This is a genomic window from Nonomuraea longicatena (genome assembly GCF_039525605.1).
Taxonomy (GTDB): Bacteria; Actinomycetota; Actinomycetes; order Streptosporangiales; family Streptosporangiaceae; genus Nonomuraea; species Nonomuraea longicatena.
In genome coordinates this window covers 403,805-419,370 of record NZ_BAAAHQ010000001.1, presented here as the reverse complement: position 1 = coordinate 419,370, position 15,566 = coordinate 403,805, and the positions used below count along the sequence as shown (strand labels likewise).

Genomic DNA, 15,566 nt, shown 5'->3' with positions numbered 1-15,566 from the left:
CGCCCGCCCAGGGCCTCCAGGGTGACGCTCCTCCCCGCTGTGCGAATTCGCCGCGACGCCGCCCCGCCGGCCGCCCGAAGGGCCCGCGTGGCCCGCCCGCGCCGCGGCGGGGAATCCGCGTCACGGCGGGATCGCCGGGCGGCCAGGAGCGTCACCCTGGAGGCCCTGCGGGCGGTGCGGCGGGTGGGGGTGGAGTGGCCAGCCGTAAAGGCTGGAAATCTACATTGATTGGACACAAACGGACGGAGAGAAACAAACGGATCTGTGACCCTTGTCCCATACTTTGGAATGCTTATTGGACAGCCCGGACGTCCGGGGTATCGTTCAGGCATGCCAGCGGACCCCATGCTCGTCGGTCGACGCCACGTCGACCTCCAGCGTGTCCGCAGTGCCATCTGTTGCGACGCCCGTTAGCCACCCCGCCTGTAGCGGCGCGCGTCGCCATCCCGTTCCTGTGAACCCCTGCACTCGACGACGAGGCAGGAGGGTCACTGCGCGCGCCCACGACACCCTAAGGACGCGCAATGAGCACCCCTGCCAGCAGGCACCACAAACGCCCGCGCGGCGAAGGCCAGTGGGCCCTCGGCTACCGTGAACCGCTCAACAAGAACGAAGAGAACAAGAAGAACGACGACGGCCTCAACGTCCGCCAGCGCATCATCGACGTCTACGCCAAGGGCGGCTTCGACTCGATCGACCCCGCCGACCTGCGCGGCCGCATGCGCTGGTACGGCCTGTACACCCAGCGCAAGCCCGGCATCGACGGCGGCAAGACCGCCATCCTCGAACCGGAGGAACTCGACGACCGCTACTTCATGCTGCGCATCCGCATCGACGGCGGCCAGCTCGACCTGCGCCAGCTCCGGGTGATCGCCGACATCTCCAACGAGTACGGCAGAGGCACCGCCGACCTGACCGACCGCCAGAACGTGCAGCTGCACTGGGTGGAGATCGAGTCGGTCCCCGACATCTGGCGGCGCCTGGAGGAGGTCGGCCTGTCGACCACCGAGGCGTGCGGCGACACCCCCCGGGTGATCATGGGCTGTCCGCTCGCCGGGATCGACGCCGACGAGGTGATCGACGCGACCGCGCAGGTGCGCGAGATCCACGACCGCTTCATCGGCGACCCCGCGTACTCCAACCTGCCGCGCAAGTTCAAGTCCGCGCTGAGCGGCTGCACCGCCCACTGCACCGTGCACGAGATCAACGACATCGCCTTCGTCGGCGTGCGCCTGCCCACCGGCGAGACCGGCTTCGACCTGTGGGTCGGCGGCGGCCTGTCGACCAACCCGATGCTCGGCAAGCGCCTCGGCGTGTTCGTCGGCCCCGAGCGGGTCGCCGACGTCTACGGCGGCGTCATCGGCATCTTCCGCGACTACGGCTACCGGCGGCTGCGCCACCGCGCCCGGATCAAGTTCCTGGTCAACGACTGGGGCGTGGAGAAGTTCCGCGAGGTCCTGGAGACCGAGTACCTCAAGGAGCCGCTGCCCGACGGCCCGGCCCCCGAGGCGCCGAGAGGCGAGCGCCGCGACCACGTCGGCGTGCACCCGCAGAAGGACGGTAACTTCTACGTCGGCTTCGCCCCCAAGGTGGGCCGGCTCGACGGCGACGCGCTGCATTTGATCGCCGACATCGCCGAACGGCACGGCTCCGGCCGCGTCCGCACCACGGTCGAGCAGAAGATGGTCATCCTGGACGTCGCCCCCGACCGGGTCGACAGCCTGGTGGCCGAACTGGAGGCGAACGACCTGCCGGTCAACCCCTCCACCTTCCGCCGCCAGACGATGGCCTGCACCGGCATCGAGTACTGCAAGCTGGCCATCGTCGAGACCAAGGCCAGCGCCATGAACCTGATCGACGAGTTGGAGCGGCGCCTGCCCCTCTTCGCCGAGCCGCTGACCGTCAACGTCAACGGCTGCCCCAACTCCTGCGCCCGCATCCAGGTCGCCGACATCGGCCTGAAGGGCCAGCTCGTCGTCAACGACCGCGGCGAGCAGGTCGAGGGCTTCCAGATCCACCTCGGCGGAGCGCTCGGCGCGAGCGCCGGCTTCGGCCGCAAGGTGCGCGGCCTGAAGACCACCGCCGAGGACCTTCCCGACTACGTCGAACGGGTGGTGACCCACTACGAGGCCCAGAAGAAGGAGGGCGAGCCCTTCGCCGACTGGGTGCAGCGAGCAGACGAGGCGGACCTCAAATGAGCGCCCGCGCCGTCCCGTTCCACTGCCCCTACTGCGGTGACGAGGACCTTGAGCCCTACGAGGGCGACGGCGGCTGGTACTGCCGCGCGTGCGCCCGCGCCTTCAAGCTGAAATTCCTGGGGATCGGAGTGAGGATATGACCATCGTCGACATCGAGGTCGGTTTAAGAGATCAACGGGGCGCGCTCGACCTTCAGGACATCGTCGAGTCCGCCGCCGTCTTCCTTGAGGGCGCCTCCGCGCGCGAGATCATCCGCTGGGCGGCCGCCACGTTCGGCGACCGGCTCTGCCTGACCTCCTCGATGAGCGACGCGCTGCTGATCGACCTGGTCAGCCGGGTCAAGCCGGGCGTGGACGTGCTGTTCATCGACACCGGCTACCACTTCGCCGAGACGATCGGCACCCGCGACGCGGTCCGCCAGGTGTACGACGTCAACGTCATCGACGTGAAGCCGTCGCGCACGGTCGCCGAGCAGGAGCGCGACCTCGGGCCACGGCTGTTCGGCCGCAACCCGGACCTGTGCTGCTACCTGCGCAAGGTCGAGCCGCTCAACCGGGCGCTGGAGCCGTACCTCGCGTGGATCTCCGGCATCCGCCGCGACGAGGCGCGCACCCGCGCCGAGACCCGGGTCGTCGAGTGGGACGCCAAGCGGCAGATGGTGAAGATCAACCCGATCGCGTCCTGGACGCAGGACGACGTCGACAACTACATGTCCGACAACGGGGTGCTGATCAACCCGCTGCACTACGACGACTACCCCTCCATCGGCTGCGCGCCCTGCACCCGGCCGGTCGCCGAAGGCGAGGATCCGCGCAGCGGCCGCTGGGTGGGAATGGGAAAGACCGAATGCGGCATTCACCTGTAGGGGACTCGCCCGGCGGGCGGCATCCGTCGGGCGCGGGGGTGCGTTCTGGCAGGGGCGTGCTCCCAAGGGAAGAGGTGGGCGGGCCGGTCGTCCCGGCCCGCCCGCCGCTCCCCCGGCTGCCGCTGGAGGACCGGACGCCGCTGGTCGCGGTCGCGCACGGCTCGCGCGACCCGCGCGCGGCGGCGACCGTCGAGGCGCTCATGGACGGGGTCCGCCGGGCCCGGCCCGGCCTGGAGGTGCGCACCGCCTACCTCGACCACTCCGCCCCGACGCTGCCGCAGGCGCTGCTCGGCCTGCGTTCGGCCGTCGTGCTGCCACTGCTCCTGACCGCCGCCTACCACAGCCGGGTGGACCTGCCCGCCGCCCTGGTCGAGGCCAGGGCGCGCGAGCCGCGCCTGGTCGTCGGGTACGGCGACACCCTCGGCCCCCACCCGCTGTTGCTGACGGCGCTGGAGCGCCGCCTGGCCGAGGCCGGGGTGGCGCCCCGCGACCCGGACACCGCCGTGGTGCTGGTGTCGGCCGGGTCGAGCGACGCCAGGGCCAACGCGACCGTCGCGGCGCTGGCCCGCTCCTGGAGCCTGCCCTCCTCCGGCCGCCGCTGGTGGGCGGTGCGGCCCGCCTACGCCTCCGCCGCCGGTCCGACGCCCGCCGAGGCCGTCGCCGAGTTGCGGCGGGTGGGTGCGCCCCGGGTCGTGGTGGCGCCGTACCTGCTCGCGCCGGGGCTGTTCGCCGACCGGGTGCGCCGTGAGAGCGGCGCGGACGCGGTGGCGGACGTGCTCGGCGCGGCTCCCGAACTCGTCTCCGTCATCCTGGACCGGTACCGGCGGACGGGCTGTTCCCAGGCTGCGTGATGAGCGGGCACACCCAGCCCTCCGGCCGGCCCCTGTCCTTGCCGCAGGCCAGCCCGCTCATGGACAGCACCCGCACCTCCCACTCCGCCGCGTACGGCGGGGTGTGAAGGGCGAGCGTCTCGACGTCGCCCTCCGCCGAGCGAGGGACGATCACCGCCTGCAGCGTGTTCTGCCGGCCGACCTCGCCGAGACCGGCCGACACCCATGACCACCCGGCGCAGCTCCTGTCCATGACCGGCTTGGCGTTCAGCCAGATCAGGGCGCGGGATCCGGCCGGGCAGCGGACGGCGACCACCAGGTCTCTCAGCGCGCCGGAGAACGGGAACTCCTGCACCACGCCGCCGGACGGGTAGCTCTTCGCCACGACGGCGACGCTCCTCGACGGCGTGTCCGCGGCGGGTCCCGCAGGCGCGGGCTGCCGCAGGAACAGGCCGGGCAGCAGCGTCGCGGCGACGACCGTTCCCGCCGTCGCCGCGACGCTTCCCCATGCCCGCCACCGCCGCGCCCGCAGGCGTCGGACGCGACGGTGGACGTCTGCGGCGGTCACGCCCCTGTGCCAACCGCCGCTGTCGTCCGCCAGGAGGCTGCGAAGATCGTTCTCGGTGAGGTGCACGGTCAGCCTTCCGTCCGGGCCGCGACCCCGGCCGCCGGATGGAGTCTCAGCTTGGCCAGCGCACGCGCGGCCTGGCTGCGCACGGTCGCGGCCGAGCAGTCCAGGATCTCGCCGATCGCCTCGTCCGGGAGGTCGTCGAAGTAGCGCAGGACGATCACCGCCCGCTGTTTGGCGGGCAGCGCCACCAGCGCGGCGCGCAGGGCCTCGCGGGTGCCGAAGTCGTCGAGGCCGCCCGGGTGCGGGCGCTCCGGTAACTCGGCGGTGGGCACCTCGCCGTGCCATCGCCGCCGCCACCAGGAGGCGTGCGTGTTCGTCAGGATCCGGTACACGTACGGGTCCGGGTTGGCGCCGACCCTGCGCCAGGCCGTCCACGCCTTGGCGAGGGCCGTCTGCACCAGGTCCTCCGCCGTCGGCCAGTCGCGGCAGAGCAGGTAGGCCGTGCGCAGGAGGCGGGCCGAGCGTGCTTCGACGTAGAGCTCGAAATCCGCTCGATCCCGCATCGGCCGTCCTCACTGCGTGGAGACTGTCACCGACACATACGCCTCAGGGGGGCCGACACGTTGCACGGGGTGCGCGATCGTCAGTCGCGGATCTGCCGAGGCTCGCCGTGGAAGGCGTCGAGGCCGAGGTGCTCGCGCCAGGCGGCCCAGCCGCGCCTGATCGGCTTGGCCCTGGCGTCGCCGTACACCTTGATGTCGCCCATGAGGGCGTAGCCGTGCACGCGCACGACCGGCACTCTCATGCCGTGCGGGGCCTCCAGGACGTCCACCTTCTTGTCGCCCATGAGCGCGAAGCCGTCGAGGTCGATCTCGACGCCGTCCGGGACGATGATCTTCACGTCGCCCATCACCGCGATGGCGGTGATGTCGATGACGTCGGTCCGAACCTCGGCCTCTCGCAGGTCGAGGACGACGTCGCCCATCACGGACAGGGCGGCGAGGTCGCTGTCCACCCTCCACTTGCCGCGCCGCTTGGTGTCTCCCATGATCGACATGAACCAGCGCTTCTTCCGCTGGGGGGCGGCGGGCCGGTAGGCGGCGGGGCCCGTGTCGGGCAGGTCCTGGGTGATCAGGGCGAGTTCGGCGCGGGTGGTGGCCTTGTAGGCGGCTTCGGTACGGTCGGTGAGTTCGACGAGTGTCAGACGGCCGTCGACCGAGGCCACGCGCAACTGCTCGACGACGTCCTCGCGCTCAGCGTCTGAAGCGCGCAGATCCCCAAGGTCAGTCATACTCGCAACATATCGCGTTTTATCGCGGTAAAGCCGTCCGGGGCCGGAATTGGCGCCCGGTGGTCGCACTCCGGCCTCCGCCGAGGGCGGCCCGGAAGGCGCTAGGGTCGCAGTCATGCGTGAGGAAGAGCTGTACCAGGCGGCGTTGAAGGGCGACTTGGAGGCCGTGGGCGCACTGCTCGCCGCCGGTGCGGGCCCCGACGAGAGCGGCCCCGACGGGCTGCCGCTGTGCGCGGCGGCCGCCTGGGACCGCGTGGCCGTCATCGAGGCCCTGCTGGCGGCCGGAGCCGACGTCAACGCCAAGGAGAGCGGCGGCTGGCACGCCCTGCTGTGGGCCTCGGCCAACGGCAGCGCCGCCGCCGCCCATGCGCTCATCGCGGCGGGCGCCGAGGTCGACGCGGCCAACGAGGACGGCGACACGCCGCTCACCCTGGCGGCCAGGCGGGGCGCGCTCGGCGTCGTGCGGGCGCTGCTCGACGCGGGCGCCGACGTCGAGAAGTACGACGGCGACGGCGACGGCCCGCACGACATCGCGATCGACTGGGTGGGCGTGCACCTGGAGAGCGCCCTGCTGGAGCAGATCGGCCAGGAGGACTGGGAGTACGTCGTCACCCGCCAGTACGCCAAGGACGGCACCGAACTGGTCACCGTCACCGGGCGCGCGGCCGACGGCGGCGAGAGCGAGCAGGTGCAGGCCCAGCGCGGCCACGCGGCCGTCGCCACCCTGCTGGAGAACGCCGCGGGCACCTACACCCGCATCGAGGAGCTGGTCTCGCGCGCGCTCGCCCACCGCGACACCGACGAGGACGCCGAGACCTGGTGGATCGTCGCCGACACGCTCGCCAAGCGGGCCGACGAGGAGACCTACGAGGCGCTGGCCCGGCTGTGCGTGAGCGAGGACGCCCGCGAACGGGAGTTCGGCGTGGACGCCCTCGCCCAGTTCGGCGTCACGGAGGACGGCGAGAACCCGTTCCTGGAGCGCAAGCTGCCGCTGCTCCAGCGGATGGCGACCACCGAGGGCAACCCGACCGTGCTGCGCTCGGTGTTGTCGGCGCTCGGCCACCAGGGCGACCACCGGGCGCTGCCGCAGGTGCTGGAGATCCTGGGCCGCGAGGGGCACAAGCGCACGATGACCGACCCGATCGCGCTCGCCGACGTCCTGCCGCCCGGCCACGCCGAGGGGCTGGCGCTGCTGATCGGCATGACGACCGACGAGGACGACGAGGTGCGCGACTGGGCGACCGCCGGGCTCGCCTCCCACGACGCGGACACCCCCCAGATCCGCGAGGCGCTGGCGGCGCGGCTGGACGACACCGACCTCCGTACGGTCGCCGAGGCGGCCCGGGGGCTCGCCGCGCGCGGTGACCGGCGGGCCGAGCAGGGGGTCAAGCGGGTGCTGGCCGACAGCGACGACGACTACGCCCGGGAGATGGCCGAGGAGACCTCCGCCAAGCTCTGAGGCTCAAACCCGGCCGGTGAAGGCGGCCATCGCCCGCTCGTGGGCGGGCAGCGGCGCGGGCAGGCGCAGTCCGGCCGCCGTGGCGGCGGCGACGGACCGGTTCCAGGTGTCCAGGGCGCGGGCCAGCATGTGGTCGCCCAGCGTCCGCTCCTGCCCGTCGACCGTGACGCGGGCGGCCGGGTTCAGGGCGGCCAGGTGGCGGCACAGGGCGTCGGCCTGCGCCCGCCAGTCGCGGCGGGTCTGCTCGGGGCTGCGGCGCCGCTCGTACTCCCAGACCTCCGCCGTACGGCCCGCCGAGGAGGTGGCGCCGAGGGCCGGTCCGAGAACGGGGGCGCCGACGGACGCGGCCACGAGCCCGTCCACCGAGGCGAGTCCGGCGACCACTTCCCGAAGGGCCGGACCGGCTGCGACGCTCCGCTGCCAGTCGGCCTCGACGGCGCAGGCCAGCAGCGCGTCCAGGGCCGCCACCCGGCCCGCGTACGGCTCGGCCCACCCGGCGGTCGGCGCGGCGGGCCGCCGCCTGGCGCGTGCCCCGGCCAGGAGCTGGGGCCGCAGCGACCCCTCCGGCACGGCTGGCTCGGTCATGAACGCGTCCAGATACGACAGGTCGGGAACGGCCGGCCGGCCGCCGCTCAGGACATCGCACGCGTCACGGTCGTCCCTGGAGCCACCCGGGTCCCGGACGTCGGCGAGGGCTCGGGCGTGGGCGAGCGCTCCCAGCCACAGGCGCAGCGGGCCGCGCTCCGGGTCGTACGACAGGGGCCGCTCCCACAGGACGAGGAAGACCTCCTGCGTGATGTCGCCGGCGGCCATCCGGTCGCCGGTGACGCGCAGGGCGAGGGCGAAGATCCGGGGCGAGTACCGGTCGTACAACTCGCCGAACGCGGGCTCGTCGCCGCCGACCACCAGCTGATGGGAGAGGCGATCGCCGGCAGGTGCCTCCACTGGCACCACACTCCCGGGTCGCGATCTTGCGCGGCGGGCTGCCGCACCGCCGAGCATGTCACCATTCACGGTGATTGTTGAGATGGATCACCGCCCTTCTCGCCAATTCGCAACGCGACGGTGACCGAGTCGTTCTCGTGCCGCCGACGGCCTGCCGTACGGCCCCCGCCAGGGGCGGCGCGATAGATTCTGAGAGATCAACGGCATCCACGAAGGGACCACCACCATGGCGACCACCCGCACCGCGACGACGCAGTGGAAGGGCGCCCTGCTCGACGGCTCCGGCACCGTGTCGCTCGACACCTCCGGCGTCGGCACCTTCGAGGTCTCGTGGCCCTCGCGCGCCGAGGCCGCGAACGGCAAGACCTCTCCGGAGGAGCTCATCGCCGCCGCGCACTCCTCGTGCTTCTCGATGGCGCTCTCGCACGGCCTGGCGGGCGCGGGCACACCGCCGCAGTCGCTGGAGACGCGCGCCGAGGTGACCTTCAAGCCGGGTGAGGGCATCACCGGCATCGTGCTGAGCGTGAAGGGCAACGTCCCCGGCCTGGACGCGGCGGCCTTCCAGGAGGCGGCGCAGAACGCGAAGGCCAACTGCCCGGTCAGCAAGGCGCTCGCGGGCACCACGATCACGCTCAACGCCGAGCTGCTGTAACATCCGCCCGCCCGCGTGCGACAATACCGTCACATGCGCGAGGTCTGGCCGGGCGAGCCCTATCCACTCGGCGCCACCTGGGATGGGGTGGGCACCGGTTTCTCGGTGTTCTCCGAAGTCGCCGAGGGCGTCGAGCTCTGCCTGTTCGACGACGACGGCACGGAGGAGCGCATCGACCTCCAGGAAGTCGACGGCTTCGTCTGGCATGGCTACCTGCCGGGAGTCATGCCAGGCCAGCGCTACGGCTACCGCGTCCGAGGGCCCTACGACCCCGCCCAGGGCCTGCGCGCCAACCCCCGCAAGCTGCTGCTCGATCCGTACGCCAAGGCCGTGGACGGCGAGCTGACGTGGAACGAGGCGCTGTTCCCCTACCGCTTCAGGCAGCCCGACCGGGTGAACACCGCCGACAGCGCGCCGTACATGCCGAAGAACGTGGTGATCAACCCGTTCTTCGACTGGGGCAACGACCGGCCGCCGCGCACGCCGTACCACCAGAGTGTGATCTACGAGGCGCACGTGCGGGGGCTCACGATCGGCCATCCGGCGGTGCCGGAAGAGCAGCGGGGCACGTACGCGGGCATGGCGCACCCGGCGGTGATCGAGCACCTGCTGTCGCTCGGGGTGAGCGCGGTCGAGCTGATGCCGGTGCACCACTTCGTGCCCGAGCACTTCCTGGTGGCGCGAGGGCTGACCAACTACTGGGGCTACAACACGATGGCCTATCTGGCCCCGCACGGCGCCTATTCGAGTTCGGGCACGCGGGGCGAGCAGGTGCCGGAGTTCAAGGCGATGGTGCGGGCGCTGCACGAGGCGGGCATCGAGGTCGTCCTCGACGTCGTCTACAACCACACGGCCGAGGGCGACCACATGGGCCCGACGCTGGGCTTCCGAGGCATCGACAACGCGGCCTACTACCGGCTGCACGAGGGCGACCGGCGCTACTACCTCGACTACACCGGCTGCGGCAACTCGCTCAACGCGCGCTCGCCGCACGCGCTGCAGCTCATCATGGACTCCCTGCGCTACTGGGTGCTCGACATGCACGTGGACGGGTTCCGCTTCGACCTGGCCTCGGCGCTGGCACGCGAGTTGCACGACGTCGACCGGCTGAGCGCGTTCTTCGACCTGATCCAGCAGGATCCGGTGATCTCGCAGGTGAAGCTCATCGCCGAGCCGTGGGACGTGGGGCCGGGCGGCTACCAGGTGGGCAACTTCCCGCCGTTGTGGACGGAGTGGAACGGCAAGTACCGCGACACGGTGCGCGACTTCTGGCGGGGCGAGGCGTCGGCGCTGCCGGAGTTCGCCTCGCGGCTGACCGGCTCCGCCGACCTCTACGCGACCTCCGGCCGCCGTCCGGGCGCCTCCATCAACTTCGTGACCTGCCACGACGGGTTCACCCTGACCGACCTGGTCGCCTACGACCGCAAGCACAACGAGGCCAACGGCGAGGACAACCGCGACGGCACCGACGACAACCGCTCGTGGAACTGCGGCGTGGAGGGCCCGTCCGACGACCCGGAGATCGTGCGGCTGCGGCAGCGGCAGCGGCGCAACTTCCTGGCGACGCTGTTCCTGTCGCAGGGAGTGCCGATGCTCTCGCACGGCGACGAGTTCGGCCGCACCCAGCAGGGCAACAACAACGCCTACTGCCAGGACAACGAGCTGGCGTGGGTGGACTGGTCGATGGCGGAGACCGAGGGCGACCTGCTGGAGTTCGTCCGGACGGCGGCGCGGCTGCGCAGCCGCCATCCGGTGTTCCGGCGCCGGCGGTTCTTCCGGGGCACGACGGCGGACAACGACCGCGACCTGGTGTGGCTGACGCCGGCCGGCAAGGAGATGACCTCGGGCGACTGGACCACGGGCTACGCGCGGGCGCTGACGGTGTACTTCAACGGGGAGGCGATCACCGAGCCGGGGCCGAGGGGCGAGCGCATCGTGGACGACTCGTTCCTGCTGCTGGTGAACGCCCATGACGAGGACCTGGCGTTCACGCTGCCAGGCGAGGAGTTCGGCGGCACGTGGCTGACGGTGCTCGACACGAGCGACGAGGCCCCGTACGAGGAGCCGTACCCTGAGGACCTGTGGCAGTCCGGCGCCGTGGTGGCGGTCGCCTCCCGCAGCCTGCAGCTCCTCCGCCGCGCCGCCCACCAGGGCTCGTAGGCCGCTCCCCGGCAGGGAGGTTCGGCCGGTGTGAAAGGGTGGCCGGGTGAGGAGTCTGTACCCGGACGTGCGGGAAGATCCGCCGCTGGAGGAGTTGTACGCCTACCCCCGCGACGCCTGGCTGCGGGTCAACATGGTGGCCAGCGTCGACGGCGCCGCCTGGCTCGACGGGTTGTCCGGCGGGCTGTCCGGCAAGGCCGACCGGCGGGTGTTCGGCGTGCTGCGCGGCCTGGCCGACGTGATCGTGGCCGGGGCCGCGACCGTGCGCGCCGAGGGATACCGCCCGGCGCGGCGGCGGCCGGGCCGCGACGCGCCGCCGCCCATCGCGGTCGTCTCCGCCGGTCTCGACCTCGACTTCGGCGCCCCGCTGTTCACCGAGGCCGAGTCCAGGACGATCGTGATCACCTGCGAGTCCGCCCCGGCGGACCGGCTGGCCTCGGCCGCCGGGTGCGCCGAGGTGATCGTCGCGGGCGGCGACCGGGTCGTCCCGGCGCGGGCGCTCGCCGCGCTGCGCGAGCGCGGCCTCGGGCGGGTGCTGTGCGAGGGCGGTCCCCGGCTGAACGCCCAGTTCGCCGCCGCCGGCCTGATCGACGAGCTGTGCCTGACCGTGAGTCCCATGCTGGTCGGCGGCCCGGCCGCGCGCATCCTCGACGGCGAGGGCTGCCAGGTGCCGCTCACGCTGGCGCACATGATCGAGGACGACGGCACCCTGTTCCACCGCTATGTGAGGACGTGAACCCATGGACGAGCCCCAGCTGGACCTGCCGGTGCTGCCACCCGTCGCGCCGATGCTGGCCAAGGCGGTCAAGACGATGCCGGCGCAGAACGGCAGCCTGTTCTACGAGCCCAAGTGGGACGGCTTCCGCTGCATCATCTTCCGCGACGGCGACGAGGTGTTCCTGGGCAGCCGCAACGAGCGGCCCTTCACCCGCTACTTCCCCGAGCTGGTCGAGGCGATCAAGGCCGAGCTGCCGGACAAGTGCGTGGTCGACGGCGAGATCGTGCTGATCAGGGGCACCCAGCTCGATTTCGAGCAGTTGCAGCAGCGCATCCACCCGGCGGCCTCGCGGGTGCGGATGCTGGCCGAGACCACCCCGGCCTCCTTCGTGGCCTTCGACCTGCTGGCGCTGGGCGGGCGCTCGCTGATGGAGACGCCGTTCGCCGAACGCCGGGCCCTGCTGGAGGGACTGTTCACCGGGAGCGGCGGCAGTGTGCGGCTGACGCCGGTGACGCGCAACGACGAGCAGGCGGCCGAGTGGTTCGAGATGTTCGAGGGCGCGGGGCTCGACGGCATCGTGGTGAAGCCGGGCGACCAGCCGTACGTCCCCGACAAGCGCACGATGTTCAAGGTCAAGCACGAGCGCACCGCCGACGTGGTCGTCGCGGGCTACCGCGAGCACAAGACGGGCCCGATCGTCGGCTCGCTGCTGCTCGGCCTGTACGGCGACGACGGCAGGCTGCACCACGTCGGGGTGGCGGCCTCGTTCCCGATGGCGCGGCGGGCCGAGCTGGTCGAGGAGCTGCGCCCCTATCTGGCGAAGCTGGGCGAGCACCCGTGGGGCGAGTGGGCCGACCAGGCGCTGCACAACGTGGGCCAGCCGGCCTCGTCGCCGTCGCGGGGCGGGCAGCGGATGCCGGGGGCGATCTCACGCTGGAGCGCCAAGAAGGACCTGTCGTTCATCCCGCTGCGGCCGGAGCTGGTGATCGAGGTGGCCTACGACGCGATGGAGGGCGACCGGTTCCGCCACACGGCGCACTTCCGGCGGTGGCGGCCGGACCGTACTCCCCAGTCGTGCACGTACGAGCAGCTTGAGCGGCCGGTCGGCTACAACCTGGACGACATCCTGGCGCGCTGAGCGCTCAGCCGAGCCAGATGAGTCCGGCGAAGCGGCCGCCCGGGTTGTCGCGGCGGTGGGAGTAGAGTTCGCCGGACTCGATGGTGCAGCGGGCGTCGTGGCGTACGTCGCCGACTCCGGCGGCCCGCAGCTGGGCCTCGATGCCCGCCCGCAGGTCGAGCGCCGGGGTGCCCCATGAGGTGAGCGAGCGGGTGGCGGGCACCCGGGCGGCGACCCGCTCGCGAAGTTCTTCCGGCACCTCGTAGCAGCGTCCGCAGGCGCCGGGTCCGATCAGGGCGACCATCCGGGCGGGCTGCGCGCCCTTGGCGGCCATGGCCGCGACGAGGGCGGCGGCGACACCCGCCTCCGTGCCGGGCCGTCCGGAGTGGGCGGCGCCGACGATCCGCGCGACGGGGTCGCCCACGAGGACGGCGGGGCAGTCGGCGCCGAGCGCGGCCAGCGCGAGGCGCGGTTCGGTGGTGAACACGCCGTCGAGCGGGGGCGGGTCGTCGCCGAAGGGCTCGGTGACGTGGGCGATGTCGGCGCCGTGGACCTGCCGCATGTACACGACGGCCCGCACGCCGAGTTCGGCCGCGAGCGCCGCCCGGTTGGCCCGCACGGCCTGAGGGTCGTCGCCGACCATGCCGCCGAGGTTGCGCGTGGCGTACGGCGGCGCGCTGACCCCGCCGTGGCGGTCGGTGACGGCGGCGTGCACTCCAGGGGCGAGCTCCATGAGGTCATCCTATGGCCAGCCCACCCAACCAAGCATATGCTTGGTTACGTGATCGACTACCGTAACCTGGTCGGCGGCGCGCTCGTCCCGGCCGCCGACGGCAGGACCCTCGACTCGGTCAACCCGGCCACCGGGCGGGTGTGGGCGCGCGTGCCGCGAAGCGGCCCCGCCGACGCCGAGGCCGCCGTGGCCGCCGCCCGCGCGGCCTTCCCCTCCTGGTCGGCACTGCCCGCGCCGGGCCGGGCCCGCTACCTGCGCGAGGTGGCGGCGGTGTTCACCCGGCACGCAGGTGAACTGGCCCGGCTGGAGACCACCGACAACGGCCGCATCCTGCGCGACACCCTGAAGCGGGACCTGCCCGGCATGGCCTACCTGTGGGAACTGGCGGCCGGGCAGTGCCTGGACGCGGTCAAGGGCGACACGGTGATCCTCGGGCCGGACATGCTCGGGTTCACGCGGCGGGAACCGTACGGGGTGGCGTTGTGCGTGATCCCGTGGAACTCCCCGATCTCCACTTTCTCCGCCAAGGCCGCGTACGCGCTGGCGGCGGGCAACACCGTGATCGTCAAGCCCGCCGAGCAGGCGAGCGTCTCGGTGCTGCGGCTGGGCGAACTGCTGGCCGAGGTGCTGCCGCCCGGGGTGCTGAACCTCGTCAGCGGCCTCGGAGAGGAGGCCGGGGCGGCCCTGGTACGCCACCCCGGCGTCGGCAAGATCAGCCTGACCGGTTCGACGGAGACCGGTCTCGCGATCACCCGGGCGGCGGGGATCAAGCCGCTGACGTTCGAGCTGGGCGGCAAGTCCCCCAACATCGTCTTCTCCGACGCCGACCTCGACCGGGCCATCGGCGGGCTGACCACCGAGTCGGTCTTCACCGGCAACGCCGGCCAGGTGTGCGTGGCCGGGTCGCGCATCCTCATCCACCGGCCGATCTGGGAGGAGACCCTGGACCGCATCACCGCCGTCGCGCGGGCCGTCGTCCTCGGCGACCCCCTCGACCTGGCCACCACCATGGGGCCGATCGTGTCGGCCGCCCAGCACGAGCGGGTCGTCTCCTACCTCGCCCTGGCCGAGAAGGAGGGCGCCGAACTGGTGTTCGGCGGCCAGAGCGGCGCCGCCGCCGTACCCGGCCTGCCGGACGGCCACTGGGTGGCGCCCACCCTGTTCACCACCGAGGACAACTCCCTGCGCGTGTGCCAGGAGGAGATCTTCGGACCGGTCGCGGTGGCCATCCCGTTCGACACCGACGAGCAGGCCCTCTCCATCGCCAACGACTCCCCGTACGGCCTGGCCGCCGGGGTGTGGACCCGCGACCTGGCCCGCGCCCACCGCTTCGTGCGGGACCTGCGCACCGGCACCGTCTGGGTCAACACCTACCGGCGGATGCCGCCCGGCCTGCCGTTCGGCGGCGTGAAGGACTCCGGATACGGACACGACGCCGTACTCGAGTACACCCGGGAGAAAGCGGCAATCATTCAGACATGAGGCTGATCCTGTTCGGGGTGGCCGGCTCAGTCGGAGCCGGGGTGCTGCGCGAGTGCCTGCGCGACCCCGAGGTGCAGGCGGTGCTGGCCGTGGGCCGCTCGTCCTGCGGCCTCGCGCACGCCAAACTGACCGAACTGGTGCGTCCCGACCTGTTCGCGCTGGAGCCGATCGGCGGGTACGACGCGTGCCTGTTCTGCGGCGAGGAAGACCTGGCTCTCTCGGTGGCACGGACGGCGACCGTACCCCGGTTCTGCTACACCGGCGGGCAGGACTCCGGGGACGCGCTCCTGGCCTTGGACCTCGACGTCTACGTGTTCCGGCCCGGATACGTGCATCCGGCGCGCGGGGTGCGGTCGCGGACGTGGTACCGGATGGTCTACGTCGCGGCCGCACCCGTCCAACCGCTGATCAGACGGCTGTTCCCGGCCCGGGTGACCACCGAGGAGGCGCTGGGCCGGGCGATGATCCGGGTGGCCGCCTACGGGTGGGACACGCGCGTGCTGGACGCCCGCGCCGTCAACGCGGCGGCCGACCTGGTGCCGTGA

Annotated in this window: 16 protein-coding genes; 11 read left to right on the top strand and 5 right to left on the bottom strand. The window is 72.3% G+C overall.

Annotated elements, in window-relative coordinates:
- Nucleotides 1–288 precede the first annotated feature (288 nt).
- The 4 genes from ABD120_RS39670 (at nt 289) to ABD120_RS01875 (ending at nt 3,914) form a co-directional block, all read left to right on the top strand.
- Nucleotides 289–414, top strand: a complete 126-nt coding sequence (locus ABD120_RS39670) for a putative leader peptide (protein WP_425563913.1) — start codon at nt 289–291, stop codon at nt 412–414.
- A gap of 110 nt (nt 415–524) precedes the next feature.
- Nucleotides 525–2,198 (top strand): nitrite/sulfite reductase, encoded by a 1,674-nt coding sequence (locus ABD120_RS01885; RefSeq protein WP_343947873.1) that lies wholly within the window; start codon nt 525–527, stop codon nt 2,196–2,198.
- A 136-nt stretch (nt 2,199–2,334) separates the two neighbouring features.
- The gene (locus ABD120_RS01880) at nt 2,335–3,063 is read left to right on the top strand and encodes a phosphoadenylyl-sulfate reductase (RefSeq protein WP_343947872.1); all 729 of its coding nucleotides are present in this window, start codon (nt 2,335–2,337) and stop codon (nt 3,061–3,063) included.
- A gap of 116 nt (nt 3,064–3,179) precedes the next feature.
- The gene (locus ABD120_RS01875; RefSeq protein WP_343948243.1) at nt 3,180–3,914 is read left to right on the top strand and encodes a sirohydrochlorin chelatase; all 735 of its coding nucleotides are present in this window, start codon (nt 3,180–3,182) and stop codon (nt 3,912–3,914) included.
- Here ABD120_RS01875 and ABD120_RS01870 read toward each other — a convergent pair.
- From ABD120_RS01870 to ABD120_RS01860, 3 genes are all read right to left on the bottom strand, one after another.
- Nucleotides 3,868–4,527, bottom strand: coding sequence for a hypothetical protein (locus ABD120_RS01870; protein WP_343947871.1), 660 nt, complete (start codon nt 4,525–4,527; stop codon nt 3,868–3,870). The genes ABD120_RS01875 and ABD120_RS01870 overlap by 47 nt on opposite strands.
- A 2-nt stretch (nt 4,528–4,529) precedes the next feature.
- Nucleotides 4,530–5,027, bottom strand: a complete 498-nt coding sequence (locus tag ABD120_RS01865; protein ID WP_343947870.1) for a SigE family RNA polymerase sigma factor — start codon at nt 5,025–5,027, stop codon at nt 4,530–4,532.
- 80 nt (nt 5,028–5,107) lie between these two features.
- A complete protein-coding gene (locus ABD120_RS01860) occupies nt 5,108–5,755 on the bottom strand; it encodes a DUF1707 SHOCT-like domain-containing protein (protein WP_343947869.1) in 648 nt (215 codons plus the stop codon).
- A gap of 115 nt (nt 5,756–5,870) precedes the next feature.
- Here ABD120_RS01860 and ABD120_RS01855 point away from each other — a divergent pair, with 115 nt between their 5' ends.
- Nucleotides 5,871–7,214: an ankyrin repeat domain-containing protein gene (locus tag ABD120_RS01855; protein ID WP_343947868.1), complete on the top strand. Its 1,344-nt coding sequence runs from the start codon at nt 5,871–5,873 to the stop codon at nt 7,212–7,214.
- 3 nt (nt 7,215–7,217) lie between these two features.
- Here ABD120_RS01855 and ABD120_RS01850 read toward each other — a convergent pair whose 3' ends face one another.
- On the bottom strand, nt 7,218–8,159 hold the full coding sequence (locus ABD120_RS01850) for a sigma factor (RefSeq protein ID WP_343947867.1): 942 nt from the start codon (nt 8,157–8,159) through the stop codon (nt 7,218–7,220).
- A gap of 226 nt (nt 8,160–8,385) precedes the next feature.
- Here ABD120_RS01850 and ABD120_RS01845 point away from each other — a divergent pair, with 226 nt between their 5' ends.
- Genes ABD120_RS01845 through ABD120_RS01830 form a run of 4 tightly spaced genes read left to right on the top strand, consistent with a single transcriptional unit; the run spans nt 8,386 to nt 12,827 of the window.
- A complete protein-coding gene (locus ABD120_RS01845) occupies nt 8,386–8,811 on the top strand; it encodes an OsmC family peroxiredoxin (protein WP_343947866.1) in 426 nt (141 codons plus the stop codon).
- Between the two features lie 33 nt (nt 8,812–8,844).
- Entirely contained in the window at nt 8,845–10,971 is a 2,127-nt protein-coding gene (gene glgX, locus ABD120_RS01840; RefSeq protein WP_343947865.1) for a glycogen debranching protein GlgX, read from the top strand.
- A 46-nt stretch (nt 10,972–11,017) separates the two neighbouring features.
- The gene (locus tag ABD120_RS01835; protein ID WP_343947864.1) at nt 11,018–11,707 is read left to right on the top strand and encodes a pyrimidine reductase family protein; all 690 of its coding nucleotides are present in this window, start codon (nt 11,018–11,020) and stop codon (nt 11,705–11,707) included.
- A 4-nt stretch (nt 11,708–11,711) separates the two neighbouring features.
- Nucleotides 11,712–12,827, top strand: a complete 1,116-nt coding sequence (locus ABD120_RS01830) for an ATP-dependent DNA ligase (RefSeq protein ID WP_425563912.1) — start codon at nt 11,712–11,714, stop codon at nt 12,825–12,827.
- Nucleotides 12,828–12,831: 4 nt separating this feature from the next.
- On the opposite strand, the gene pgeF is transcribed toward ABD120_RS01830, so the two are convergent.
- Nucleotides 12,832–13,539 (bottom strand): peptidoglycan editing factor PgeF, encoded by a 708-nt coding sequence (pgeF, locus tag ABD120_RS01825; RefSeq protein ID WP_343947863.1) that lies wholly within the window; start codon nt 13,537–13,539, stop codon nt 12,832–12,834.
- 48 nt (nt 13,540–13,587) lie between these two features.
- On the opposite strand from pgeF, the gene ABD120_RS01820 reads away from it, so the two are divergent.
- Both ABD120_RS01820 and ABD120_RS01815 read left to right on the top strand, forming a co-directional pair.
- Nucleotides 13,588–15,021: an aldehyde dehydrogenase family protein gene (locus tag ABD120_RS01820; RefSeq protein ID WP_343947862.1), complete on the top strand. Its 1,434-nt coding sequence runs from the start codon at nt 13,588–13,590 to the stop codon at nt 15,019–15,021.
- Nucleotides 15,018–15,566, top strand: a complete 549-nt coding sequence (locus ABD120_RS01815) for an epimerase (protein WP_343947861.1) — start codon at nt 15,018–15,020, stop codon at nt 15,564–15,566. Before ABD120_RS01820 ends, ABD120_RS01815 begins: the two co-directional genes overlap by 4 nt.

What these genes read in the sequence shown, in the direction of transcription:
- ABD120_RS39670 (WP_425563913.1), top strand. Translation starts at nt 289, where the DNA reads ATGCTTATTGGACAGCCCGGACGTCCGGGGTATCGTTCAGGCATGCCA.
- ABD120_RS01885 (WP_343947873.1), top strand. Translation starts at nt 525, where the DNA reads ATGAGCACCCCTGCCAGCAGGCACCACAAACGCCCGCGCGGCGAAGGC.
- ABD120_RS01880 (WP_343947872.1), top strand. Translation starts at nt 2,335, where the DNA reads ATGACCATCGTCGACATCGAGGTCGGTTTAAGAGATCAACGGGGCGCG.
- ABD120_RS01865 (WP_343947870.1), bottom strand. Translation starts at nt 5,027, where the DNA reads ATGCGGGATCGAGCGGATTTCGAGCTCTACGTCGAAGCACGCTCGGCC.
- ABD120_RS01860 (WP_343947869.1), bottom strand. Translation starts at nt 5,755, where the DNA reads ATGACTGACCTTGGGGATCTGCGCGCTTCAGACGCTGAGCGCGAGGAC.
- ABD120_RS01855 (WP_343947868.1), top strand. Translation starts at nt 5,871, where the DNA reads ATGCGTGAGGAAGAGCTGTACCAGGCGGCGTTGAAGGGCGACTTGGAG.
- ABD120_RS01845 (WP_343947866.1), top strand. Translation starts at nt 8,386, where the DNA reads ATGGCGACCACCCGCACCGCGACGACGCAGTGGAAGGGCGCCCTGCTC.
- glgX (WP_343947865.1), top strand. Translation starts at nt 8,845, where the DNA reads ATGCGCGAGGTCTGGCCGGGCGAGCCCTATCCACTCGGCGCCACCTGG.
- ABD120_RS01830 (WP_425563912.1), top strand. Translation starts at nt 11,712, where the DNA reads ATGGACGAGCCCCAGCTGGACCTGCCGGTGCTGCCACCCGTCGCGCCG.
- pgeF (WP_343947863.1), bottom strand. Translation starts at nt 13,539, where the DNA reads ATGGAGCTCGCCCCTGGAGTGCACGCCGCCGTCACCGACCGCCACGGC.
- ABD120_RS01815 (WP_343947861.1), top strand. Translation starts at nt 15,018, where the DNA reads ATGAGGCTGATCCTGTTCGGGGTGGCCGGCTCAGTCGGAGCCGGGGTG.